A 25,576-nucleotide genomic window follows, 5' to 3' on the forward strand; every position below is an offset into this window, starting at 1 on the left:
GGAAAAACGACTCTGCTTCGTATGATTGCAGGGCTCGAGATGCCCACTGAAGGAGACATAATTTTGGGAGGCGAGAATATCGCCTCCCAAAGCGCAGAACAACGCAAGTTCGGCATGGTGTTTCAAAGCTTCGCGTTGTTCCCGCATCTGAATGTACAGCGCAACGTGTCGTATTCGCTGCGTATTGCTGGAGTGGATGCCGCAACGCGACGTGCCAAAGCGCAAGAGCTGCTAGAGCTTGTGCAGCTTGGCGATAAAGGCGAGCGTAAGATTGGGCAACTGTCCGGTGGTCAACGCCAACGTGTTGCCATTGCACGCGCCTTGGCGCAGCAACCCGAAGTATTCCTGTTAGATGAGCCAATGTCTGCGCTGGATGCGCAGTTGCGCGGTGATTTGCAGATGCAGTTGCGCCTGTTGCAGCAGAAATTAGGCATTACCACTATTGTTGTGACCCACGATCAACGTGAAGCGATGACAATGGCTGATCAAATCGTGGTTATGTCACAGGGGCGCATCGAGCAGATCGGTACGCCGCAGGAAATTTACCATAAACCAGCTAACGCTTTTGTGGCGAACTTTATCGGCAACGCGAATTTGTTTGATGGCGTAGCGACGGATACTGGTGTGCGCCTTGGCGATACCGAAATCTCTGTTGTTGATCGAGGTGGGTTTACAGCTGGGCAACAGGCGACATTGTTCTGTCGCCCAGAGGTCGTTTCGCTGACAGACACGGCTGTTCCAAACTCGATACCGGGGACAGTGACGTTTGTACGTGACGAAGGGCCAGCCCGAGAAATTCACTTAGAAACCCCAGTCGGGGCGATGACAGCAGAAATTCCCGGCTCATTTGAGGCGACTGTAAAGGTCGGTGATACATTCCACGCAGAGTTGCCTGAGAGCTTCCTACACTTGCTGCCAGAGCGGTCGCATGAAAGCGAAGAGGCGGCGTAATGGCAGATACTCTTTCATCACAACCACTGCCGATGCGCTTAACCCGATTGGCGTATATCGCGGGCATTCTCATTCTATGCATCACGCCATTTTTGTTGGTCTTTGCTATTTCCTTTGGCGAAAAGATCGAAGGTGCGGCATGGGTATGGGGATTTGAGCTGGATAACTACAAGCGCTTTTTCGTTGGCGCTGATTATCCGAATACCACATCGTTTCTCTACCTAAAGTTTCTTTGGTACTCTTTGTACTACGCTATGGTTGCATCGATTTTGGCAGTCGCGACAAGTTTTCCTTTTGTTTGGCTGATGACGCGTTTGTCACGCCGGGCGCAGACTTGCTGGTTGATCTTCTTTTTGGCCAGTTTGACTCTCTCAGAGGTCTTTGTAGTCATGGGCTGGGATATCCTATTGTCCAACCGCTCTGGCTTGCCTGCTTTGTTCAAGGAAACCGGGGTCACGGAATGGCTGAAGGTTACAGGCTGGTTGGACGTCTTGCGCGACTGGGGATTGGCGAGCCCACGTAATGTGCGGTTTAAGCCGACTGAATTTGCAACGATTTTGACCATGACCTATCTGGTTTGGCCTTATGCTGTGATCCTATTGTATCCACCATTGTCTAAAATCAACAATGAGGTGGTAGAAGCAGCGCGCACGATGGGCGCAGGGCCGATTACGGTTGTGCGTACGGTTGTTTTGCCAATGGTTCGTACACCGCTGATTGGCACAGTCATGTTGCTGTTTGTGTTCCTGCTGGGAGCTTATGTGACCATCGCAGTTTTTGCCGCGCCGGATAAACACACACTTTCCATATCAGTTTACGAAGCGGTGCGTGGGGCCACGTTGAATGCGCCCTTTGGATCGGCACAGGCGGTTATTCTGTTGATTGCAGCGACCATTGTATTGGTCTTGGGCCGGGTTGCCTTGGGCAATGATGAGGGGACCAAATAATGGGTAAGCTTATTTCACGGATATTCATGGGCACGATGGCCTTGTGGATCGCATTGCCAATTCTGGTAGTTTGCGCTGCTGCATTGAATGGCGGGCGTACTATGTTTTTCCCTCCAGAAGATCCGACGTTGCAACGGTTTGTTGAGTTCTTCGTCACCGAAGAGATCTGGATTCGGTCCTTGCAGAACTCGTTGATCATCGCCTTTGGCAGCGCATCGCTGGCTGTGCTGGCGGCGTGGCCGATTGCGTATTGGTTGTGGCGGAAGGCCGATAGGTTTTCGAAGCTTTTGGCGGGTTTGGCCTCTATGCCATTTGCATTGCCGCCGATTATCTTTGGTGTTGGTCTGGTTTTCTTTTGGGGGTTTTCCGGCTCTCTTGGGGAAATCTGGTCAGGTATCGTGAGCCATGCCGCGCTGTTCATTGCTTTGCCGCTGACAACCTTGTCCATCGGGCTACAAAGCCTTGACCGCTCGCATCTTGATGCTGCCGCAACGATGGGAGCCACAGAAAGCACAGCCTTTCGGACGGTTATCTTGCCGCAAATGCTGCCATTTACCGCGTCGGGCTTCTTCTTTGCCGTGGTGCTGAGTTTCAATGAGTTCATCGTGGTCTTTTTCGTTTCAGCGTCAGCTTATTCGACGGTGACCGTGCAGATTTTCAACTCTCTGCGGAACGGCTTCACACCTACGATGGCTGTTGGTGCCATCACCTTTATCTCAGCGTCGATACTGATTTTCTCATTGATCGCGCGTTTTGGAAACTTGCCCCAACTTTTGGGCGCAGACAAAAGTAAATAAGGAAATTCTTAATGGCTAATTTCAACAAGAAAGACCGTGCGCTGATCGAAGGCAAAGCCGCTTTGATCGTGATTGATATTCAAGCAAGCACGTTTGTTGATCAGAGTGCGGTGCGTGTGATTGATCACATGCAGGGCTATGCAGATCGTATGGCTTTGGCGAAAGTGGCAATCGACGCTGCGCGTGAAAACGACATACCTGTGATCTTCATTCAGGAGATTCACCGTGCGAACCTGATTGATTTCGGGCGTGAGCTGGATGGCGACGAGGATGTACATTGCCTGGATAGCAATCCGAACACTGCTTTGGCGGTGGAGCAATTGGGCATTCGGGATGATGATTATGTGATCCAAAAGCGCCGTTATTCCGCGTTTTATGGCACTGATTTGGAAATCCTTTTGAAGGGCCTAAAGGCAGAAACACTAATCCTAGTGGGCGGTTTGACTGATGTCTGTGTGCATTACACATTCGTTGATGCGCACCAGGGTGACTATTTCTGCCGTGTGATTGAGGACTGTGTTGCCGGTTCCGGTCAAGAGGCGCACGATTCGGCGCTGAAGGCTGTGGAATATTTGCAGACAGGTGCTGTTCGCACATTGGATGAAACGGTTACAGCTATGAAAAACGCAGGTTAAGATGACACTATCGGCAGATGTTCGTTCGGCCCTACTCGCTTTGCTGGCGTCTGCCGTTTTAAGTTTCATTGATAATTTTGTTGCTTTGGTCGCGGAAGAGGCCGGGGTTTGGCAGTTTCAGGTGTTTCGTGCCTTGATGGCCATTCCGATCTTAGTCTTGATTGGTCGCGTGTTTGGCCAAAGTTTGCGACCAAAGAAGTTTAAAAACCTTGCCATGCGCAGCGTGACCGTTGCGATTGGCTTGCTAATGTATTTTGCATCTTTGGGTGTGCTTCCGGTCGCGCAGGCCGGTGCTGGATTGTTTAGTGCGCCTATCTGGGTTTTGCTCTTTTCAGCTGTTTTATTCGGTGTTCGGATTACAGCCCTGCAATTCAGTTTGATTGGGGCTGGGTTTACCGGCGTGTTGCTGCTGTTGCAGCCTGATTTAGCGACGCTTACAGCCCTGTCCGTTTTGCCGTTGGTGGCGGGTGCTTTTTATGGGCTTGGCATGTTGCTGACGCCACAATTGTGTGGGGACGAAAGCCCGGCGCTGTTGGCGATTGGTGTGTTTGCGTCCATTGGGTGCATTAGTCTGGTTATGTTGATCTATTTCTCAATGATGCCCGTAGAGTCACCCACTTTCTTGACCGCAGGTTGGACTGTACCGACTAGCCGGTTCATGGGTTTAACGCTGTTTCAGGCTATCGGTGCGGTTGTCGCCGTGATGGCCATTGCTCAAGCTTACCGCATCGGGCAATCGGCCTTTGTGGCGGTGGTTGAATATTCATTCCTGATTTTCGCGTGCATCTGGAGCTTTTTGCTGTGGAATACGACAACCAATCTGGTTGGATTGCTGGGCATTGGGATCATCGTGGTGTCGGGCTGTCTGTTGGTTTTTGCCCAATCAGGAAAGGCCAAGGACACGGCGACTTCCTGATCGGTGGGTTCAGAAGATCGAAAGTCTGTCGTTGGCCAGTTCAAAAGCAAAATAGTGAGACGGGTATCACCTTTGCTTCGCTGTTTTGAGAAACTGAGCAAGATACAGAGGTGATCGAATGAAAAACAACTTACAGTATCTAAATGCAATGCGAGCATTTGAGGCGGCGGCGCGTCACGTCAGTTTTGCGGCCGCTTCGAGTGAGTTGAATGTGAGCCATAGCGTGATTAGCCGTCATGTTCGCAACCTAGAGCTTTGGTATGAAGTGGATCTCTTTGTCCGATCAGGCAACCATGTGGAGTTGAGCGAAGAAGGCCATGTGTTGTTTTCGGAAATTCGTAAACCCTTTCAGGTGCTCAGGGATGCCAGCGAGAAGTTCACGGCTCGGACGCGCAACAATAAAGTGAGTTTAACCGTTAGTGCCGAACCGGCTGTCGCCGCACGGTGGCTTCGTCGTCAAATTACAGCCTATTGCGACGAAGTTAAGAACGTCGAAGTCGACTTGCTGCCCACTTGGCGCCCACAGGGGGCGGAGGGTACAAAAACGGATTTGGCCGTGCATTTTGCAGGCCGATTGCCGGGGGCTGAAAATGCCGAGGAAAGCCTGTTTCCTGTTTTGGGGTATCCGGCCTGTTCTCCTAAACTGATAGAAGGTCTGGAAAGCGACTGTGACTTTGACACGTTGGCTGAGCAGTTACCCTTGGTGCACGACAATGGGCGCCGCATCTGGCAAAATTGGTTTGCGCAGCACCGCCCGGGCAGTGATCTTTGGGAAGAGGGGAAGGTCTATACGGATTTCTCATTGGCGATTGGCGCGGCTGTTGACGGCGAGGGGATTATTCTTGCGGATGATATTATTTGTGCGTCTGAGTTTCGTAATGGCAGCTTGGTTCGGATTGATGAACGCGGAACGAAATGTACCGAATATGTCATCAGTCAGCTTGCGGATAAATCCACGCAGTCAGCGGCTGAGGCGTTAAAGAACTGGTTGATCAAAATGGCTTTGCGGGACCGGCATTCCAGTTTTCGCACTTAAAGCGAACGCCCCAACAGGAAGGTTCGGAGCGTTCGCATCTGGTGTGAGGATTAGGCTTTTTTAGCAGCGATAATCGTGATCTCTACACTCAGAACCGGTAGTGCAAGTTTTGCCTCACCGCAGGCGCGGGCAGGCGTTTTTCCTTCGGGAACCCATGCGTCCCAAACAGCATTCATTTCGTCAAAATCTTTCATGTCTGCCATCCAGATGATGGCCTGAAGGATGTGCTCTTTGTCAGAGCCAGCTTCGGCAAGCAGGCGATCAATTTCTGCTAGAGTTGCTTTGGTTTGGTTGGTGACGCTTTCGCCATCTGCACCAACTTGGCCGGACAAGTAAATTGTGTCGCCGTGGGTTACGATTTGGCTCATGCGTGGGCCGACTTCTTTGCGGGTAATCGTCGTCATTGTATTTCCTTTTTGACTTAGATTTGGTGTGACTCTGGTGAAACTGTTTCAACGGCCAATGCGTTAACGTCGTGGTGACATGCAAAACCGTGGTTAGAGCCCGGGTTTGCCTGCCGACGTGGTGGTGTCACGCGTGAACAAACATTGTCGATGACCATTGGGCATCTGGGCATAAATGGACAACCACTGGCCGTTGAAAATTTATTATCTGACGTTCCAGTTGGTGTGATACGTGCTTTGGCAGCGTCTTCTAACCAACCGATCCGCATTTCGGGCACGGAAGCGATGAGCAAACGGGTATATGGATGCTGAGGATTGGATAAAACTTGGTGCGTTAGGCCGCTTTCAACAACACGCCCTGCATATAGAACCACGAGATGTTCAGCATAGGATGCCACAGTTGAGAGATCATGGCTGATAAAGACCGAGGCAATTCCTGTACGTTCGCGTAGATCTTTTAGCAGTGCAATGACATTCGCCCCGACGATACTGTCAAGTGCAGAGGTAACCTCGTCGCACAGGATGACATCCGGGCTGGCGGCCAATGCGCGTGCTAAATTTACGCGCTGTTTTTGGCCACCGGATAATTCGTGTGGATATCGACCTGCGAAGGATTTGGGTAAATCAACCATTTCCAGAAGTTCGTCGATTTTATCCTTTTTCTCGCGGCCGGAAACGCCTGTGTAAAATTCTAACGGACGCCCAAGAATATCACGGATGCGTTGGCGTGGATTGAGCGCGGTATCTGCCATTTGATACACGAATTGAATGCGGCGCAGCTGATCGCGGTTGCGTTGAGCAAGGGCAGGGGGCAGGGTTTCATCCGCCAAAACCACAGAACCGGATGCCGGGGGCAATAGCCCGGCAACAACCCGTGCAAGGGTTGATTTTCCTGAGCCAGATTCACCGATGACTCCAACTGTTTGGCCCCTTTGAACGCTTAGGTCGACATCATGTAAAATTTGTACAAGTGGGCGACCATCTTTGGTTGGGCCATAACCGGCGTCAATCTGTGTAGTCGTCAGCGCAGGTGGTTCTATTTCGGCAGGTTGTTCTTGGGCACTGTGTTGTGTTTGCGGTTCTAGGCGACTCGCAGCGATCAAGCGTTTGGTATAAGGGTGTTGTGGATTGTTGATGATGACATCAGTGGGACCTTTTTCTTTGATCTCGCCATTGTACAGAACCACAATGTAATCTGCGATTTGTGCGACCAATGCCAAATCATGCGTGACATAGATGGCAGCGGCACCTTCATCGCGAATGACCTTTTTAAACGCCTTTAGAACCTCGATTTGTGTTGTAACATCCAGCGCTGTTGTGGGCTCATCTAAAACCAATAAATCGGGATCTCCGCAAAGCGCCATTGCTGCCATCAAGCGCTGTAGCTGCCCGCCTGACACTTGGTGTGGATAGCGGTCTCCGATGGTGTCTGCGTTTGGTAATTCTAGTGCGCGGTAGAGTTCCAACGCCCGGAGATTTGCGTCGTTCTGGGTTTTTGTTCCATGGATTACGGGGGCTTCGGTTACCTGTTCATTGATCTTTAGGGCCGGGTTAAATGTAGCGGCCGCGCTTTGCGCAAGATAGGCAACCCGTTGCCCACGCAAGGGACGCAAGGCGTCTGTTGTCATGTTGGTTAGATCTTGGCCTAACAGCTCTGCCTGTCCGCCGGCGAATTTTAGACCGGGTTTGCAATACCCTAATGCCGAAAGCGAAATGGTTGTTTTGCCAGATCCAGATTCGCCGATCAGTGCGACGACTTCGCCGCGGTGCACTTTGAAATCCACACCTTTGACGATGGGTAATTCGCTGCCATCATCGCGCATCGCGTGGATTTGTAGGTTCTTTGCTTGGAAAACGATGTCGTCCATCATGTTACATCCGTCCTGATAGTTTGCGACCCGCGTGGGACGAGATGTCATCAACAACCAAGTTGATCCCGACGGTGAGCGTTGCAATGGCAACGGCTGGGGCAATTACTGGTAAATAGCTTTCGCCATATTGCAGCGCTCCGAGGTTTTCGCGCACCATACTGCCCCAGTCGGCCTGGGGGGGCTGCACACCAAGGCCAAGGAAGCCAAGGCTAGAGATGAATAAGATCACGATGATTAAACGCAGGCCAAAGTCTGAGATCAATGGCATCGCGGCATTTGGCCAGATTTCGCGGGTAACGATCCACCAGATGCCATCGCCGCGCACTTTGGCGGCTTCGACATAATCCATAACGATGATGTCCATACCGATGCCACGGGCCAAACGGAATACGACCGTTGTATAGATGAACCCTGCGGTGAGGATCAGAATTGGAATAGATGACCCAACAGCGGCCACCACGACAAGGCCAAGCATGATTGTGGGTAGGCTCATGAACGCGTCGTTAATGCGGCTGACCACTAGGTCGACTTTCGGCCCAGCTACAATGGCACCGATGCCGAGAATTACGCCAAAAAAGTAAGCGATGATGGTAGCTGCAAAAGCAATGCCTAGGGTGCGGCTGGCGCCAAACATGAGGCGTGACAGTACATCGCGATCGTCTACATCTGTGCCCAGCCACGCGCCGGGTTGCGGCGCTTGGAATTCGCTATAGGCGTCGGGGAAAGGCAATTCGTTTTCGCCGAGGGGCGCGATGAAGGGACCTAAGAGGGCGATTAACACCCAAAAGGTAACGACGACAGCTCCGATTTTGCCCATGAACGTTAACTTAAACTTCGCCGGGGGAGGGGCGTCTTTCAGCTCCTCGAATGAGGTGACGTCATCAAAGGGGGCAACATAGTGTTCTTGTGTTGAGGGGCGGGAGTGATGGGTCATTTTGGATGCCTTTGACGAGGGTTGGCCAAGATGGCAGCAATGTCGGCGATCAACATGATCACCACATACGTTGCACAAAAAATCATGCCTAAGCTCTGGACCAATACAAAATCGCGGGTTTGCACACCTTGAACGATTAGGGTCGCAAGGCCTTGGTAGCTAAAGTAGATTTCGACCACGATCACACCTGTGATTAGGTAAGCCAAATTCAGGGCGATCACGTTTACGATCGGCCCAATGGCATTCAGTAAGGCGTGACGTAGAATGATGCGGCGACGGGGGATGCCCTTGAGTATGGCCATCTCGATATAGGGCGAAGCCATGACGTTGAGCACGGCTGCGCGGCTCATACGGATGAGCTGCGAAGCGATCACAAAGCACAGCGTGGTGATAGGCAACGCGAAATGTTGGATCAGTTCAAATAACCCCATGCCGTCGGTGCTGCCGGAGACAATTGTGCTGCCCATGCCTAAGAACAGTACAAAGAACAGAACGAGTAATGTTGCGGTAAAAAATTCTGGGGCGGCTACTAATGTGACCGAAGTAAAGGTGAGTACGCGATCATAGGTGCTGCCAGGGAACATGGCGGCCATCACACCAAGGGCTACGGAAATTGGGACACCAATCAAAGCGGTCAACCCGCTGACGATCAAGGTGTTTTGGTACCGATCAGCGATCAACCCTGAAATTGGAGTATCACCAGACAGGGAATTGCCCATGTCGCCTTGGACGAAATTTACAAGCCAAGAAAGATATTGCTGCCAATATGGTTTATCTAATCCCAAGCGCTCTCTGAGGACGGCAAGGTTTTCGGCAGATGCTGATTGACCAAGCCGTAGCTCAGCGGCATCGCCGGGTAAGATTTTGGTGCCTAGGAAGATGATGATCGACACGGCGAGTACCGTGATCAAACCAATTCCTAAACGTTTTGCGATTAAAGACAGCAAGGCGAGCCTCCGGATCATTATGTGGTGGCATCATTTGCCCCCGCGTACAGATGACACGGGGACAAAGAAGTCGGCTATTTAGGCGTCGTCACGCCACAGAGTTGGCGCGCATTCAGATCCGCCAAAGTTGTTGATTGGCACATGAGCCAAACCTTTGACGTAAGACGCATTCGCATCCACATAGTTGCGGTGTGCTGGAGCAACACAGCCGTTTTCGTTGTGAATTTTTTCTTGCAGAGTGCAGTACATTTCTTTGCGTTTCGCAGGATCCGTTACGCCGCGCACTTCAACAAGAATTTTGTCGAACTCTGGGTCTTGATGGAATGTTTCGTTCCATGCTGCGTCAGATTTAAACGCAAGTGACATCATGATGTTTGCTGTCGGACGCATGTTCCAGCTTTGCGCACTGATTGGGGCTTTCATCCAAACGGTGCTGAACCAGCCATCGGTTGTGACCTTTTGTACGTCGATGTTCATACCGATTTTCTTGGCTTCACGTTGCAAGAATAGACACTGTTCAACGCAGCCTGGCCCAATTTCGGACGCAACGATTGGAATCGTTGTGCTGCCGATGCCGGATTTCTTAAAGTGATAGGCCGCTTTGTCTGGGTCCAATTCGCGTTGTGGTATATCAGGGCAATGGTCAAAATATGCCGGGCCGATTGGATGGTCGTTGCCCAATGAGCCTTCGCCTTTGAAGACACCTTTGACGATACGTTCACGATCCATCAGGTGTTTCATTGCCATGATCATGTCGCGGTTGTTGGATTCTGCAAGATCCATGCGGCAGGCTAAGTTGATATAGGCACCAGATTTGACAGACCAAACTTCTTTGCCAGCTGCGGCTTGGACTTTGGCGATTGCTTTAGGTGGCAGATTGGCCATGACGTCCACATCGCCGTTTAGAAACGCGTTTAGACGCGCAACAGAGTCGCCGATGCCAAAGTGCTCGATCTCATCCAGATAGGCACCATCGGTCCAATAGTTTTCATTGCGGACACCGATTGTGCGTACGCCTGGCGTAAATTCAGCCACTTTATAAGGACCGGTACCGACTGGGTTAGAGAAGTCGGTTGCGCCGTCTTGGACGATTTTAAAGTGGAACGTTCCCAAAGCGATCGGAAGGTCGGCATTGGGTGAGCTTAGGACCGCCTTGACTTCGTAGTCGTTTACTTTGACCCACTCAGACACCATATCAACCAGCGATTTTGCTTTTGAAACGGTGTTTTCGCCGAGGTGACGGTTCATAGAATAGATGACGTCATCTGCAGTAAGCGTTTTGCCATCGTGGAATTCGACACCGCGGCGGATTTTGAATGTCCATTCGGTTGCGTCGGCGTTGGAAATGACTTCTTCGGCCAGTTCTGGTTCGTAGCTTAGGTCGTTCGTTAGGCGCGTCAGAGAGCCAAAGAACATACGGCCACGGAAATAGTCGTTGGAAGATGCGTAAAGCGCTGGGTCAAGGGTATCTGCAGGACCATGTTGGTCGTCTGCAATGACCAGCCGTCCGCCTTTTTTCGGGGTATTGGCCCAGGCCGCTGTGGCTGATCCAAAAACGGATCCGGATGCGATAGCGGTTGCGCCAAGACCCATCATCCATGACATGACGTCTCGCCGTGTTGCCCCTTTGGACACCATGCCGAGTGCTTTTTGGCGATCTTCGAGGCTCATGCTCTCAAAGTCGGGTTCGTTGAGTTTGTATTTAGTCATTTTACTCTCCTTGTTGGTTCAGCGGCTTGGGCCGCTTTTGTTATGAGTTGGGTTAGTTTCCGGCTGCCTGCATTTTCGCATTTGCGATGACTTCTTCGAGCCATCCCAAACGCATCTCTGGGACCGATGACAAAAGCAGATCGGTGTAATCATCGAAGGGAGGGGTGAGGACTTGGGATTTCGGGCCGTAGCGCACGATTTTTCCCTTGTGCATCACGGCGATTTTGTCAGCGATAGCGCGCACAGTTGCTAAGTCATGTGTGATAAACAGATAGGCCACGTTTTCTTGGGCCTGAAGGTCAAGCAAGAGACGCAGGATACCATCTGCGACCAATGGATCGAGTGCGGAAGTGACCTCGTCACATATGATTAATTTGGGCTTTGCGGCTAACGCTCGGGCGATGCAGACACGTTGCTTTTGCCCACCTGATAGTTCAGCAGGATACCGATCCTCGAAACCGCGGCCCATTTCGATTTGATCGAGCAATTCGCGAATGCGGGCTTTACGTGCGCTGCCGCGTAGTCCGAAGTAAAAGGTTAGTGGTCGCCCAATAATCTGGCCGACGGTTTGCCGCGGGTTCATCGCAACATCCGCCATTTGAAAGATCATTTGGAGATCACGTAATTCATCTTTGCTGCGATCTTGCATCGCAGGGGGAAGAGGCTGGTCATTGAAACTGATCTGACCTGCAATGGGGGGCAATAATCCGGTGATTGCGCGGGCGAGTGTCGATTTTCCAGAGCCGCTTTCGCCAACAACCGCTAATGTATGGCCGGCCTCAAGCGTGACAGAGATGTCTTTTAACACGTTAATGGGTACTGATTTATAACGCGCAGTGACGTTCTCGATCTTGAGGATCGGGGTCCCGTTTTCTTGTTTTTCCGAGTGCAATTCGGAACGGATGTTAACCAAATCTTGCGTATATGCTTGGGCAGGGGCGGTGATGATTTGCGACGTTGCGCCGTACTCCACCATTTTGCCGTGACGCAGCACCATGATGTCATCGCTGACCTGAGCCACAACTGCCAGGTCGTGCGTGATATAAAGCGCGGCGACACCGGTTTCACGGATTGCTTCCTTGATGGCTTTCAGCACGTCGATTTGAGTGGTTACATCTAAGGCTGTTGTTGGTTCGTCAAAGACCACCAAAGAAGGCTTAGGGCAAAGGGCCATCGCCGTCATGACGCGTTGCAATTGGCCACCAGAAACTTGATGTGGGTAGCGGTCACCAATGGTTTCAGGTGAGGGCAGGCCGAGTTTTCGAAAGAGCTCGATCGCACGGGTCTTGGCTTCGTTTTTGGAAAGAATACCGTGGCGCAGGGTTGCTTCGATGACCTGGTCCATCAAACGCTTGCTTGGATTGAAAGAGGCTGCGGCAGACTGCGAAACATAGGTGACATCTTGTCCCCGAAGGGAGCGCAGTTGGCTTTGAGAATCCTTTAGAATGTCACGACCATTCACTAAGATTTCGCCGCCCGTTATACGCACGCCACCTCGGCCAAAGGCCATCGAGGTCAAACCAATCGTAGACTTTCCGGCGCCGGACTCGCCGATTAGGCCTAGAACTTTGCCCCTTTGCACCGTGAAAGACACGTCCTCAACAATGGTGATGTCTTTTGGTTTTTCACCGGGCGGATAGCTGGTCGCCTGAATTTTCAGGTTCTTGACGGACAATACTGGTGTCGTTGTTTGATCAAGCACCACGACCTCCTTTCAAGCTGGAAGTGCGATTGAGCGCCCAATCTGCGACCAGATTTACGGAAATGGCCAAGACGGCTATGGCGATGGTTGGCATCAACGCAGCTGAGATACCGTAGACAAGTCCATCTTTGTTTTCTTTGACGATTCCACCCCAATCTGCGGCTGGGGGCTGAACACCTAAGCCTAAGAATGACAGCGTGGAAATAAAGAGAACGGCAAAGATGAAACGCAGGCCAAGCTCGGCGATTAACAGTGATAATGCGTTTGGAAGGATTTCGCGGAAAACGATCCAAACAGTGCCTTCTCCTCTAAGTCTCGCTGCTTCGACATAATCCATAACGGTGATGTCTACTGCGACAGCGCGAGACAGGCGGAAGACTCTGGTTGAATCAAGTAAACCCATGACAACGATGAGCACGACGATTGTGGTTGGCATCACCGAAAGGATCACAAGGGCTAAGATCAAAGGCGGGATAGACATCACTAAATCGACGAAACGAGATAGGATTTGATCAAACCAACCGCCGACCACTGCAGCTGTAAAGCCCAATATAGAGCCTGTTAAAAAGCTAACGGCCGTCGCGGCGGCGGCGACGAGGATTGTCGTGCGTCCTCCGTAGATCATACGGCTTAACAGATCTCGCCCGATGGAATCTGTTCCTAACAGAAACTCTGATGATGAAGGCTCCCATGCGTCACCTACAATTTCGGCAAGGCCATAGGGCGCTAAAACGTTGGCAAAGATTGCCGCTAGTATGAACAGGCTTGTGATGATCATGCCAACAAGCGTGGCAAAGGACGGTCGGGTCATTTTGGATGCCTTAACTTGGGATTTGCAAGGATCGAAATGACGTCGGCAATAATGTTGACGCCAATATAGACAGCTGCAAAAACAAGCCCGCAAGCTTGTACAACCGGCACATCACGCTTGGACACGTGGTCAACCAAATATTGGCCCATACCGGGATAGACAAAGACCACCTCGACAACGACTACGCCAACGACGAGATAGGCCAAATTCAGCATGACTACATTCACCACAGGTGCGATTGCGTTAGGCACTGCGTGTTTGGTGATAACGGCAAGGGGCGACATCCCTTTTAGAACCGCCGTTTCGATATAGGCGGATTCCATGACATTTAGGATTGCCGCGCGGGTCATGCGCATCATATGCGCAAGCACGACCATCACCAAAACCATGACTGGTAGCGCGATGGTATTCAGTTTTTGGGCAAGGGACATTCCGTCAAACATCAGGGAAACAGGTGAGAACAGCTGTAGTTTCACGGTCAGTAGATAAGTCAGAATATAGCCGATCACGAACTCTGGCAGTGAAATGGTGGCCAGTGTCACACCTGAGATCAATTTATCGGGCCAACGATCACAGTAGCGCACAGCGATTAAGCCTAAGCCAATCGCAAGAGGAACCGCGATAATGGCAGCCCAAAAGGCCAAGAATAATGTGTTATACAACCGACCTGAAATGGCCGTTGCAATATCTTTTTGAGTTGTCAGTGACGTGCCGAGATCGCCGTGTAAGATGCCCCAAAGCCAGCTTAGATAACGAGACAAAGCTGGTTCGTTTAGGCCCATTTCCAAACGAAGGTTTGCGACTGCTTGCGGGGTTGCCGCCTGACCAAGAATGGCTTGGGCAACGTCACCGGGCAGCATCTCTGTGCCAACAAAAATCAGAATCGAAACTGCAAAAAGCAGCAACATTCCGATAGTAAGCCGTTGCGAAATTAGTAGAACAACAGGGTGCATAAACACGCTTTCTGCATGTGACATGTGACCGCCCTGCATTCAGCCAGTCCACGAGTGAAGAGGCTGAATGCATGATTTGAGCCGATTAAATTAGGCCATCCAAGTTTTGAGTGGGGCGTAACCAGCCATCAGTTCAAAGTTTGGATCTGGCTCCCAACCCGCGATGGCATCGGTATGCGCGTCGATCAGATCGTTGAACATCGGAACAACGGCCCCGCCTTCTTCCCACAACAGATGAGCGATTTTTGAATAAAGCTCTGCGCGTTTTTCTTGGTCCAACTCGGCACGCGCTTGGACGATAAGTGCGTCAAATTCTTCGTTGTAGAAATGTGTGTCGTTCCAAGCACTAGAGGATGTGTAAGCTGTGGAATACATTTGATCCTGGACAGGACGGCCACTCCAGTAGTTGGCGCAGAATGGCATTTTCTGCCATACGTTGTCCCAATAACCATCATCCGGAACCTTTTTAACGGTCAGTGGAATGCCTGCTTGCTGACAGGTTTGCTGCCAAAGCGCGGCGGCATCTGTTGCACCAGGGAAGGCGGCTTCGGCTACGATTAGCTCGATAGGGCTGCCATCATGGCCAGATTTTTTGTAATGTTCGGCTGCTTTTTCTAGATCAAAGTCGCGCTGTGGCAACGACTCATCAAACAACGGGTAAGCCGCGTTAATCGGAATATCGTTACCGACGCTGCCATAGCCGTTCAGAATTTTCTCGACCATTTCTTGGCGGTTGATCGCATATTTCAACGCCAGACGCAGATCTTTATTATCAAAGGGTGCTGTGTCTACGAGCATCACGAATTCATAGTGTGCCCGACCGGATGTATTGCGCACGGTTACGTTTGGCGATCTGCCCAATAGGTCCGCAACTTTAGGAGAGACCCTGTTGATCATATGCACTTGACCAGCTTGCAACGCAGAGTTCCGCGCGGTGGCGTCGTTGATCACAATCATTTCGATGCTGTCATAGTGACCGCGTGTTGTGTCCCAGTAGTCTGCATTCTTTTCAAAGACGTAACGCACGCCCGGGTCAGATGACACGACCTTGTAGGCGCCAGTGCCGACACCTGCGGCTGGTGCATCAAAGCCACCGTTCGGTTGGATCAATAGGTTGTAGCCTGACAATAGGAACGGCAAATCGGCATTGCCGCTTTCTAGTGTAAAGATGACGTTCTGACCGTCGGCGACGATGCTAGAGATGCCTTTGAGGCTGCCCAATGCGCCTGATTTTGAATTTTCATCAGAATGGCGTTTGAAAGTGGCAATCACGTCTTCAACGGTCATTTCCGAACCGTCATGGAACTTTACACCTTCGCGAATTTTGAAAGTCCAAACCGTGGCGTCTGGATTCGATGAATGTGTTTCGGCAATACGGTTTTCGATCTGACCGTCTGGCGTAACTCCCAACAAGGAGTCGCCCCAAAGTCGGGTGGCCATAAACTGCGCAGAGTTGTCTGCCAATGCTGGGTCCAGCGTATCAGTGGTTTCACCACCGCCAATACCTAGCTTAAGTACACCACCCTTTTTGGGTTCCTGTGCGAAGGCAGCGGTGCTGGAAATAGATGTTCCAACTGCGACGGCAGCCCCGAATGCGGCTGTCCCACCAAGAAAACCACGGCGCGTAAATTCTCCGCTGTCGATGGCATCCAACAGTTTTGCGAGATTGTCTTTCATGAAGTTCCCCATTTTTGTTGATGGCCAACGTCTGTTTCGAAGTCGGCTCTTTTGTCCTCGAAGCGTTTCTGAGCTGCTGAAGCCACGCTTCGGCGCGTTGTTAGAACTGCTTCCAGCTTTGATTGATGCTATGGCTTTCAGTGGATTTGCGTTATTTCCTTAAAGCGTTGCTCAGCGTTCGTTTTTGGCACCGCTTGAACAATTCCCCTGTGAAATAAGGTTTTTTGTGCAAGAAAAACGTAAAAAATCTGCCCGTACAGACGGTCAGTGAAGCGCTTTGGCACGCAAGGTTTCTGTAATGTTGAGCCTGAAATCTAGGTCACAGCTTTTATGGAACGCGGATCAGAGAGGCGGCCGCCAGATCCTCAAGCGCCATGCCAACCGATTTGAAAACCGTGTATTCGGTATTTGATTTTCGACCTTTTGAGGAACCTTGGCAGAGATCGGTTAAGGTCGCTGAAATGTGGCTTTCTTGGATGGCACCCTCGGTAAGCGGGGTTGCAAGGTCGCCTGCTTGTAGCGCGCCAACTGGGTTATCAACAAAGAGATTGGCTTGCGTGATCGCCTTTGTGTCGCTTTCGCGCATGTTGGGTTGAAAGGCACCAATCAAATCCAGGTGGGTGCCTGGTTTTAGCCATTCTCCGTGAATAATCGGGCGAGTTGATGCGGTCACTGTACTGATGACATCTGCACCTCTACATGCGGTTTGTAAGTCGGTGGTTGCGGCTGCGGGCAACCCAAGGGCTTGTAAATCTTCGGCAACAGTTTGGGCTTTGCTACTTGTGCGTCCCCATATGTGAATAGAGTCATAGGACCGTACTGCGGCATGAGCCGTTGCGACGCTGCGCGCCAGTTGCCCGGTGCCAACGACCAAAAGTCGTTTTGCGTTTTTGCGGGCTAGGTAACTGGCCGCAAGGGCTGATGCGGCAGCGGTGCGCTGTTCCGTTAATGCGTCACCTTCCATAACAGCGCGCAGCTGTCCTGTTTGACCGTCAAAGCTCAGATAGCCAGCATTAATGGTCGATAATCCCTGTGATGCATTTTGCGGAAAAAAGGTAACGACTTTTACCCCGATGGCCTGTCCAGGGATCCATGCAGGCATGATTAAGAGAGAGGCCGTTGATCCATCTGGTTGTTCAATCGTGCAGATTTGTCGCTCGGGGGCCTGAACCTTTGAAGCGGTAAACCAGTCTTTTAATTGCGCGATAAGGCTTGGCCAATCGAGTTGTTGATTGATTTCTGTGCCATCTAAAAATTGTGTCACGGATCGTCCTGTTTGTAAAAGTGACCCGGTGGTGATGGGTCGTTTACATATGAGGATAAAGGAGGGTGCCGGTGTGCGTAGCGTTTCAAAAGGGTACGCTGAGATTGTGAAAATGCTTTGATAAATTGTACAAGATAAGGCGAGTGAGAGCCGTACTTAGTGTCTAATCGGCGACCAAGGTTATTGGGTCGCCGATTGATGTTACATGCCGAGATCAGGTCTTGGCTGGGCCTAAGATATCGCGTGTGATTTGTTCAAAGATTGAAACGCCGACTGGGATCAGATCATCTGGGAAATCGTAATCCGGATTATGCAAAGCGGCATAGTCTTCTCCTGGACCCATGCATAACATTGCGGCTTTTGCGCCCCAGCCAAACACGCCGAAATCTTCGGACGCGCGCATGGGCAAGCCAAAGTCACCGTTTGGGATGCCTAATGTATTCATGGCGGTTGTGGCCAGATCTGTAGCTTCGGTATCGTTTATGGAGGCAGCAAAGTCATCAAACACGTCGAATTCCACCGCCAACCCATGTTTCGCGGCGGCTTCAGTGGCCAACATGCGGGCGTCGGAGGCGATGCCTTCCATCGCTTCATCGTGGGCTGTTCGAAGAGTGGCGTAGATAACACCATCTCCCGGCGCGATGCCAAATGTTGGTTCACCGACATGCACATGGGTGACGGTGACCAGCCGGAAATCGTTGTCAAGTTTGCCCCCATTGCCCAACGCATCCAGTACGGGAATGAGTTCGGCCACTGCTTGAGCCGGTGAAATACCATCTTCGGGATCAGCGGCATGGGCGGTTTTACCGGTTAATTTAATGCGTAGCCCTTGTGAGGCGCAGTTTATCAATCCTGAACGTGTTGACACATAGGACCACGGACGGCCGGGTTCGATGTGAATGGCAAATGCCCAGTCTGGGCGAATGTCTGCAAAGGCCGGATCGGCCACAACTGCGCGTGCGCCGCTGCCGTCTTCTTCGGCAGGTTGAAACATTAAAATCACGCGGCCTTTGTTCACGGGAGCGCGTGATAGGATATGACCTAAGCCCATTAAGAACATCATATGTCCATCATGGCCGCAGAGATGACCCTTACCGTCGATTTCAGATTTCCATGGATTATCGGAAATTTCTTGGATGGGTAGGGCGTCTAATTCTGCACGAAACAGCACTGTTGGGCCGGCCTCGCCGCTGTCAAATACTGCCGCAACGCCATGACCGCCGAGACCTGTCATGATTTTAGTTGGGGCAAGAGGTGTTAGCGCGTTGACAATGGTCTTGGCTGTTTCCGCTTCTTCACCAGACACTTCAGGGCGTTTGTGTAATGTACGCCGCAACTCCGTTAGTGTTGCGATGTCAGAGTTGGTTAGCATGAAAAGTCCTTTTCAGATATTTGGACCCTAAAGATAGGAGCTGGAATGGAATTAACGGTCTGAGGCGTCTTGATCGGCAACAAGACGTGCGATCAATTCTTTGGCTAATTTGGCAGCAACCATTGCTGTCATACCGTTTGCATCGCGCAGCGGGTTTAGTTCAACCACATCAGCTCCGACCAATTGACCCTTGAAGTTTTGGATGATGTCCAAGCCCTGTCTGGTGCTAAGCCCGCCTGGTTCAAAATGTGAAACGCCTGGGGCAAAGGCCGGATCTAAGGCATCTAGGTCAAAGCTTAGGTAAACGGGGCCTTCAAATTGCAGATCAGCCAGTTTGCTAAGATCGCGCATTTCATGGGTTTCGACACCAAATTTCTCAGCTTGCGCCTTTTGATGGGCGTTTTGGGTGCGAATGCCGACTTGGACCAGACGCGCGATTTTGCCGGTTTCCATTAGGCGCGCAAAGGGCGAGGCGTGGCTGAACTTGTTATCCAGCATATTATCATAGAGGTCAGGGTGGGCATCTATGTGTAATATGTTCAAACCTTCATAGGCATTCGCGTGGGCATGAATGACTGGGAAGGCAATCGAATGATCGCCTCCCAAGCTGACGAGACGGTGACCTTGTGCAATACGCTGTGTCACCGCCGAATAAATTGCATCATAAGCCGACTGCCCTGTCAGGCCCTCTAGCGCTACGTTCCCGCTATCGGTCCAGATCGTGGGATCCCCCAGATCAAGACCTGTTTCGGTGAACATATTGGCGCTATCACTCCACAGGGCCTCTCGGATGCGTTGAGGCGCCAGGGCGGGACCTGAAAGATAGCTGGCGTTGTTATCTTGGGGCAGGCCAAGTAATGCAATTGTCATCGAGTTTCGTCCTTAGTACTTGAACATGCCATATAGGTTGCGCGGATTGGATGGGTCCGCAAGCATGTCGAGATTGTCGTAGAAATCAGTGTCTTTAATTTTGGCATGAACATAGTTCAAAGCACTGAAGTCTTCGACTGCAAAACCCACACTGTCAAACATTGTAATTTGACTATCGCTTGTCCGGCCGGGAGCGTCGCCGCGCATGACTTGCCATAATTCGGTGATAGGGTAATCGTCGGGCAATTGTTGAATGTCGCCTTCAATACGTGTCTGTGGTGGGAATTCCACAAAGACGTCTGAACGTTTGATAACATCGGTGCTGATTTCGGTTTTACCAGGGCAATCGCCGCCAATCGCGTTGATATGAACGCCGTCGCCGACCATGTTGCCGGTTAAAATTGTGGCATTCCGTTTGTCAGCGGTGCAAGTGGTGATGATTTGCGCACCTTCCATGCTTTCTTCGGGTGAGGTGCAAGACACAACGTTGATGCCCGCTTTGATCAGGTTTTGCGCGCATTTTTTTGTTGCTTCAGGATCCGTATCGTAAAGGCGTACGTTTTTGATGCCGCAAATTTCAGCAAATGCTAGACATTGAAACTCTGATTGTGCGCCATTGCCGATCATAGCCATGGTGTCCGCGCCTTTTGGGGCCAAATGACGACCAACAAGGCCAGACATGGCGGCGGTGCGCAGCGCCGTCAGCAATGTCATTTCTGTCAATAGAATGGGGTAGCCAGTATCAACGCGTGCCAAAAGGCCAAAGGCGGTTACCGTCTGTAATCCTTCGTTTGCGTTTTTTGGATGGCCGTTCACATATTTGAACCCATAGCTTTCGCCGTCTGATGTTGGCATCAGTTCAATAACACCAACGTCAGAATGACTTGCGAGGCGCGGGGTTTTATCAAATAGCTCCCAACGTTTGAAGTCAGCTTCGATGATGTCGGCGAGTTCGGCCATGAACTTGCGTGGGCCGATATGTTTGACGAGACGGATCATATTCTCGACAGAGACAAACGGCACATATGCGTTGGCAGAAAACTTTAATTCCATTTCTGGACCTTTCATGAGTGTTTAGAACGTGAGGGTTCTGGCTGGCGGTCAAGGAAATACATCCAAACGCCTGACAAAATGATGGTGAGAATGCCAAATTGGGCCATGAGGTTGGTGGGGATGCTCCAAAGAACCAGCGCCCAAATCGCAGCAAATATGAGGAAGGAGTATTCGCAAACCGACACGAAATCGGGTTCGCCAAATCGATAGGCATTGGCCAATAGCGCGATGGCTAGGGCAGCTCCGATAGCTTGGCCTAAGGTGAGCCATAAGAAGCGTGCGCTGAGGTCTTCCCAGCCACGAGAATGAAAGGCGACAGATTCAGCTGGTGACGGAAATAGTGTAAAATACAGCAGCAACCCGGCTGCAATGACAGCAATTGCGGTAAATACGCCGATGGCCAAAACCACTGGGTTTTCATCTTGGCACAGCAATTTTGTTGCGATGCCGCCGAGCCCATAAAATGCGCCAGCGAGCAGCGGGATAGCGGAAAGTAGAGTGAGATTATTTATATCCGGTTGTAACAACGCCAAAACGCCGGAAAACCCAATAATCATTGCAAGAATACGCCGAATTCCGATGTGTTTTCCGAGAAAAATTACGGAAAATAACATGATCCAAATAGGGGCGCTGTATAGACCTGCACCGGCTTGAGCGACGGGCAAAAAGCCCAAAGTTGCGAAGTAGATGAGAAAGCTAACTGCGATCGTAACGCTGCGAATTGCCCAGCGACCTACATGGACTGGGCGACAAGAAATGTTTTTCCAGTAGGCAGCGGCCAACAAAATGGGCAAAGCGATCGACGCTTTGACCAATTGAAATTGCCATAACCCTGCGGTTTGTTGCACGGCATGTACGAAATTGTCTGTAAAGCTCAGGATCGCTGATGCGAAAAGAGCCAAAATACAGGCAAACAAAGGACGGTTGAGGGGCACAGAGATTTCCAGTCAAGGCCATGATGCCCCCATGAAGGGGGCATCGTTGATTATTCAGCGGCTGCTTGTTGTGCCGTTTGCGGAGCTTTGTCGTCCTCTCGGAGTGGGGTGATTGTCCATCCCATGTATCCGAACAGGATTGTGACTAAAGGCGACAACCAGCAGAAGAAGTTGAACGGTAGATACAGAATTGTAGGCACGCCCAAGGTTGCGAATTGATATGCACCACCTGCGTTCCAAGGAACTAGGTTGGCAGTCACAGTTGCTGAATCTTCGACAGCACGGCTGAGGTTTTCAGGGGCCAATCCACGTTCGCGGAAAGCTGGCGCAAAGCTACGTGCGCCCATAACAATCGCCATATATTGGTCGGCTAGAACAATATTTGCCATGATTGAGGTCAGGACTGTGGACAAAATTAACGAGCCGGTAGACTTTGCGTAGCTTAGGATTTTCTCTGCTACGACTTTCAATTGGTTGGTGCGCTCCATCACGCCGCCAAACATCATGCCGGCAAAGATCAGTGCAATTGTGTACATCATTGAATTCAAGCCGCCGCGAGACAGTAGAGAATCTACATCTTCGACACCGGTGGAGGATTCAAAACCCCACATTGCGACAGAGGAAATGGTTTCAAAGTTTGCGCCTTGCATACCAACAGCACAGATCACACCAGCGATGGCACCCATGGTGATACCCGGAATGGCCGGAACCTTTTTATAAGACACAACCAAGACAACCAAAATTGGCAACAACAAGACTGGGTTTAACGTAAAGTTTGCCTCGAGCGTGCGAAGAATAGTGTCGATGCGCTCTAGGTTACCTTCGGTCGCCGCATATTTCATGCCGATGATGATTTCGATCACCATGGTTAAACCAAAAGACACTGAGGTCGTATAAGACATGTGTTTGATGTGTGTGAATACATCTGTACCAACCATAGCAGGTGCCATGTTAGTTGTGTCAGAGAGTGGCGATAACTTGTCACCGAAATACGCACCTGACAGAACTGCGCCAGCGACAAGAGGAGCAGGAAAGCCAAGCCCAGCACCGATGCCCATTAGAGCGACACCAATTGTACCTGTGGTGCCCCAGCTTGTGCCAGTTGCGAGGGACGTAATCGCGCAGATGATCAGAGTTGTTGGCAAAAAGACCGATGGGGAAATAATTTGCAGGCCATAGTAAATTAATGTCGGGACGACACCCGCCAAAATCCAGACGCCAATCAAGATACCCACAACAAGCAAAATGATTGTCGCTGGGATGGCGGCAGTGATGCCGCGTACCATGCCGTTTTGGATATTTGTCCAAGTAAAACCGCAACGCAGAGCAACAAGACTGGCAATACAGACACCCAGTAGCATGGGAATATGCGCGTCCAAACCGTAGAGGACGATGGAGATAAAAATACCAGTGACTAATGAGAGCAGCGAAATGATCGCTTCCCATAAATGGGGTCTTCTTGCCCCTTCGGGGATCGTTGTTTTCATGGTGGTCTCTTTCCCTGTTTGTTTCAGCCGGGTCGCTAAGCCAGCAACTATACGGCTATTGTTTGAACTCGGGGAGAGTTCTTAGTTGTCTCATGAGTAACAGTTGGAAAGCTGTAAAAATATTAGGTTTATATTGCCCTCAGCGACGGTTTTGCCTACGCTGGCGGTATGCATAGTTCTCTTCGTCATCTTAATGCGTTACGTGCCTTTGAAGCCGCGGCACGTCATTCCAGCATTTCCAAAGCAGCAGCTGACCTAAACGTAAGCCATAGTGTTGTTAGTCAGCATGTGCGCAATTTAGAAGCATGGTTTGGCTTGAAACTGTTCATCCGTTCTGGGAATCGGATTGAGTTAACGGATGAGGGGCGGCGTTTCGAAAGCCAAGTTGCGCATGGCTTGCAAATTCTCAGCGATGCCTGCGAAAGTTTGCTGCAAGCGTCGCAGGTTGGCACTGTAATGATCAGTGCCGAGCCTGCTTTTGCTTCGCGATGGCTGCGCCGAAAAATCACTAAGTTCAGTGAGCAGTTTCCAAAAATTGAATGCTTCCTGCGTTCAGATTGGCAGGTGCCTGATATTGTCGAAGATAAAGTTGATATTGTGATTCATTTTGACGAGCGCATTCAACGGATGCAGGCAGAGAAAACGCATTTGTTTCCGATTGATGGGTTTCCCGCGTGCGCGCCTAGTCTGTATGATAAAATCGACTTTTCAAACGGACCGAATGATTTTCTGAAGTTACCCATCATACACGACAATGGCCGTCATATTTGGCACCAATGGCTGACAGAATATGCCGATGGTGTAGATAAATGGAGCGATGGCAAGGTTTTATCTGATTTGGCCCTGACCATTGATGCTGCTGTTGATGGTGAAGGTGTGTTTTTAGCGGATAAAATTATTTGCAAGCGTGAATTAGAAAACGGGTTACTGAAGCCGATTGATCATCGGACCAGCCGCTGTACTTGGTATAGCGTTGCCACCCAGGATAACGTCGACCAAAATTCGCCAACGATGACCTTTCGGAATTGGCTTTTGGCCGAGGTGAAACATCGGTTTCCAGATATTGAGAAAGTTTAGCAGCGTATCTGTTTGAGGCTGGCCATGTGTGATCACCGCCAGCCCCGAAAGTATGAGTGGTTTTGGCCTAGGCTGTGGCCTCTGCCGAGGATTGGATCAGGGCATCGCTGTCTGCGATCCAGCCAAACAGATGGGCTTCACTTTGGATGGCGGTCAATGTGCCCTGGTGCAAGTGCTCTTCGAACGCACCACAGCAATCTGCAAGTGTCAGCACATAATAGCCGCGATCCACGGCTTCGCGCAGGGTGCCTTCGACGCAGCATTGTGTGGTCACACCACAAACGACAACATGCGTAATCCCTTTGCCGCGCAGGATGGTATCCAGCTCAGTGTAGGTAAAGGCTCCAAAGGTGGACTTATCAATGATGGTTTCGCCTGTTTTAGGCTCTAGTTCAGGGATAATCTGAAAACCGGGTTCGCCCTGTGTGAGGATACGGCCCAAGGGTCCGGGTGTCCCGTATTCACCACCTGCTTCGCGGCTTTGTTGGCGCATGGGGGCCGACAGATCGGACATATCCGGTTTGAAACCATAGCGGGTATGAACCACGGCTGCATTGTTCTGGCGGAATAGAGCCAATGTTGACTGGATGCGTGGAATGACATCCTGAAGTGGATCGACATTCAAACCACCAGCGCCGCATGCGCCATTGGTTTCAACAAAGTCGCGCTGCATATCAACGATGATCAGGGCAGTGTTTTCCCACTCAAAGTTAAATTCGCGTTGGCTAACGGAAGGTACTGTAGGCATGTGAAAAATCCCCTGAGTTTAGGCGGGTGCCATTGCGATTGCGTCAATCTCGATGAGCCAAGATGGTTCAATCAATGCAGGCACAGTGATCGCCACGGATGCGGTGCGGTGATCGCCCAAAAACTTGGCGCGCACGGCATTTGCATCTGGATACATGGAGGCATCTGTTAGATATTGGGTTGTGCGCACAAGGTGCTCAATACCAAGACCGGCTGATTTCAGAATACCTTCGATGTTTTGCCAACAGATTGTGGCCTGTTCTTCCATTGTGGTTGGGACCGTTCCGTCAAGGGCAACCGGAATCTGACCGGAAAGGAAAACCATACGAGAGCCTGCTGGCGGTTCAATCCCGTGAACATAGGTGCCATAGGGATCAGATACCCCTTCGGGTTTGTACGTTTTGTAGGCAGTCATAAGAGCATCTCCGATTTCTGATTTCGGAGCAAGTTGACCTCACTTGGGGATGCTATGACAAATTC

The 25,576-nt window shown here is 50.9% G+C and carries 24 protein-coding genes and 1 pseudogene; 8 read left to right on the top strand and 17 right to left on the bottom strand.

All coding sequences use genetic code 11. The annotated features are described in order from the left end of the window. The 6 genes from Q4544_RS14750 to Q4544_RS14775 all read left to right on the top strand — a co-directional run. On the top strand, positions 1-951 hold a 951-nt coding region (locus Q4544_RS14750), incomplete at its 5' end, for an ABC transporter ATP-binding protein (RefSeq protein ID WP_303507545.1). Continuing rightward, positions 951-1,898, top strand: coding sequence for an ABC transporter permease (locus Q4544_RS14755; protein ID WP_303507546.1), 948 nt, complete (start codon positions 951-953; stop codon positions 1,896-1,898). The genes Q4544_RS14750 and Q4544_RS14755, both read left to right, overlap by 1 nt. Continuing rightward, entirely contained in the window at positions 1,898-2,695 is a 798-nt protein-coding gene (locus tag Q4544_RS14760) for an ABC transporter permease (protein WP_303507547.1), read from the top strand. The genes Q4544_RS14755 and Q4544_RS14760 overlap by 1 nt, the downstream gene beginning before the upstream one ends. 11 nt (positions 2,696-2,706) lie before the next feature. Beyond that, the gene (locus Q4544_RS14765; protein ID WP_303507548.1) at positions 2,707-3,330 is read left to right on the top strand and encodes a cysteine hydrolase family protein; all 624 of its coding nucleotides are present in this window, start codon (positions 2,707-2,709) and stop codon (positions 3,328-3,330) included. 1 nt (position 3,331) lies between these two features. Further along, complete coding sequence (locus Q4544_RS14770; protein ID WP_303507550.1) at positions 3,332-4,246, top strand: DMT family transporter; 915 nt, start codon at positions 3,332-3,334, stop codon at positions 4,244-4,246. A gap of 118 nt (positions 4,247-4,364) precedes the next feature. Next, positions 4,365-5,282: a LysR family transcriptional regulator gene (locus tag Q4544_RS14775; RefSeq protein ID WP_303507552.1), complete on the top strand. Its 918-nt coding sequence runs from the start codon at positions 4,365-4,367 to the stop codon at positions 5,280-5,282. 50 nt (positions 5,283-5,332) lie between these two features. Here the strand turns inward: Q4544_RS14775 and Q4544_RS14780 are convergent, their stop codons facing one another. The 15 genes from Q4544_RS14780 to nhaC all read right to left on the bottom strand — a co-directional run bounded on the left by Q4544_RS14780 (position 5,333) and on the right by nhaC (position 23,272). Further along, positions 5,333-5,686 (bottom strand): RidA family protein, encoded by a 354-nt coding sequence (locus Q4544_RS14780; protein ID WP_303507555.1) that lies wholly within the window; start codon positions 5,684-5,686, stop codon positions 5,333-5,335. 17 nt (positions 5,687-5,703) lie between these two features. Beyond that, positions 5,704-7,554: an ABC transporter ATP-binding protein gene (locus Q4544_RS14785; protein WP_303507556.1), complete on the bottom strand. Its 1,851-nt coding sequence runs from the start codon at positions 7,552-7,554 to the stop codon at positions 5,704-5,706. A gap of 4 nt (positions 7,555-7,558) precedes the next feature. Next, positions 7,559-8,491, bottom strand: a complete 933-nt coding sequence (locus Q4544_RS14790; protein WP_303507557.1) for an ABC transporter permease — start codon at positions 8,489-8,491, stop codon at positions 7,559-7,561. After that, positions 8,488-9,438, bottom strand: a complete 951-nt coding sequence (locus Q4544_RS14795; protein ID WP_303507558.1) for an ABC transporter permease — start codon at positions 9,436-9,438, stop codon at positions 8,488-8,490. The genes Q4544_RS14790 and Q4544_RS14795 overlap by 4 nt, the downstream gene beginning before the upstream one ends. Before the next feature lie 78 nt (positions 9,439-9,516). Further along, positions 9,517-11,148, bottom strand: coding sequence for an ABC transporter substrate-binding protein (locus Q4544_RS14800; protein WP_303507560.1), 1,632 nt, complete (start codon positions 11,146-11,148; stop codon positions 9,517-9,519). Between the two features lie 52 nt (positions 11,149-11,200). After that, positions 11,201-12,850 carry an ABC transporter ATP-binding protein gene (locus Q4544_RS14805; RefSeq protein WP_303507562.1) on the bottom strand — a complete coding sequence of 550 codons (1,650 nt, stop codon included), beginning with the start codon at positions 12,848-12,850 and terminating at the stop codon, positions 11,201-11,203. Further along, positions 12,843-13,661: an ABC transporter permease gene (locus tag Q4544_RS14810; protein WP_303507564.1), complete on the bottom strand. Its 819-nt coding sequence runs from the start codon at positions 13,659-13,661 to the stop codon at positions 12,843-12,845. Before Q4544_RS14810 ends, Q4544_RS14805 begins: the two co-directional genes overlap by 8 nt. Further along, entirely contained in the window at positions 13,658-14,614 is a 957-nt protein-coding gene (locus tag Q4544_RS14815; RefSeq protein WP_303507676.1) for an ABC transporter permease, read from the bottom strand. Before Q4544_RS14815 ends, Q4544_RS14810 begins: the two co-directional genes overlap by 4 nt. A 90-nt stretch (positions 14,615-14,704) precedes the next feature. After that, positions 14,705-16,291 (bottom strand): ABC transporter substrate-binding protein, encoded by a 1,587-nt coding sequence (locus Q4544_RS14820; RefSeq protein WP_303507566.1) that lies wholly within the window; start codon positions 16,289-16,291, stop codon positions 14,705-14,707. A 328-nt stretch (positions 16,292-16,619) separates the two neighbouring features. Further along, a complete protein-coding gene (locus tag Q4544_RS14825; protein WP_303507568.1) occupies positions 16,620-17,555 on the bottom strand; it encodes an ornithine cyclodeaminase family protein in 936 nt (311 codons plus the stop codon). 214 nt (positions 17,556-17,769) lie between these two features. Continuing rightward, a complete protein-coding gene (locus Q4544_RS14830) occupies positions 17,770-18,927 on the bottom strand; it encodes an amidohydrolase (protein ID WP_303507570.1) in 1,158 nt (385 codons plus the stop codon). Positions 18,928-18,978: 51 nt separating this feature from the next. Further along, positions 18,979-19,797: an agmatinase gene (gene speB, locus Q4544_RS14835; RefSeq protein ID WP_303507571.1), complete on the bottom strand. Its 819-nt coding sequence runs from the start codon at positions 19,795-19,797 to the stop codon at positions 18,979-18,981. Positions 19,798-19,809: 12 nt separating this feature from the next. After that, positions 19,810-20,850, bottom strand: coding sequence for an ornithine cyclodeaminase (locus Q4544_RS14840; protein ID WP_303507572.1), 1,041 nt, complete (start codon positions 20,848-20,850; stop codon positions 19,810-19,812). A gap of 11 nt (positions 20,851-20,861) precedes the next feature. Continuing rightward, the gene (locus Q4544_RS14845) at positions 20,862-21,785 is read right to left on the bottom strand and encodes a DMT family transporter (RefSeq protein ID WP_303507573.1); all 924 of its coding nucleotides are present in this window, start codon (positions 21,783-21,785) and stop codon (positions 20,862-20,864) included. A gap of 50 nt (positions 21,786-21,835) precedes the next feature. Continuing rightward, the gene (gene nhaC, locus Q4544_RS14850) at positions 21,836-23,272 is read right to left on the bottom strand and encodes a Na+/H+ antiporter NhaC (protein ID WP_303507574.1); all 1,437 of its coding nucleotides are present in this window, start codon (positions 23,270-23,272) and stop codon (positions 21,836-21,838) included. A gap of 168 nt (positions 23,273-23,440) precedes the next feature. Here nhaC and Q4544_RS15730 point away from each other — a divergent pair. Together Q4544_RS15730 and Q4544_RS14855 are read left to right on the top strand one after the other, a co-directional pair. Then, a pseudogene (locus Q4544_RS15730) lies at positions 23,441-23,629 on the top strand (LysR family transcriptional regulator); the annotation flags it as partial. A 39-nt stretch (positions 23,630-23,668) separates the two neighbouring features. Beyond that, a complete protein-coding gene (locus Q4544_RS14855; protein WP_303507575.1) occupies positions 23,669-24,349 on the top strand; it encodes a LysR substrate-binding domain-containing protein in 681 nt (226 codons plus the stop codon). Positions 24,350-24,416: 67 nt separating this feature from the next. On the opposite strand, the gene Q4544_RS14860 is transcribed toward Q4544_RS14855, so the two are convergent. Together Q4544_RS14860 and Q4544_RS14865 are read right to left on the bottom strand one after the other, a co-directional pair. After that, positions 24,417-25,097: a cysteine hydrolase family protein gene (locus Q4544_RS14860; protein WP_303507576.1), complete on the bottom strand. Its 681-nt coding sequence runs from the start codon at positions 25,095-25,097 to the stop codon at positions 24,417-24,419. Positions 25,098-25,115: 18 nt separating this feature from the next. Beyond that, positions 25,116-25,511 (bottom strand): RidA family protein, encoded by a 396-nt coding sequence (locus tag Q4544_RS14865; protein ID WP_303507577.1) that lies wholly within the window; start codon positions 25,509-25,511, stop codon positions 25,116-25,118. Positions 25,512-25,576 lie beyond the last annotated feature (65 nt).

The organism is Cognatishimia sp. 1_MG-2023 (assembly GCF_030548175.1).
Lineage (GTDB): Bacteria > Pseudomonadota > Alphaproteobacteria > Rhodobacterales > Rhodobacteraceae > Cognatishimia.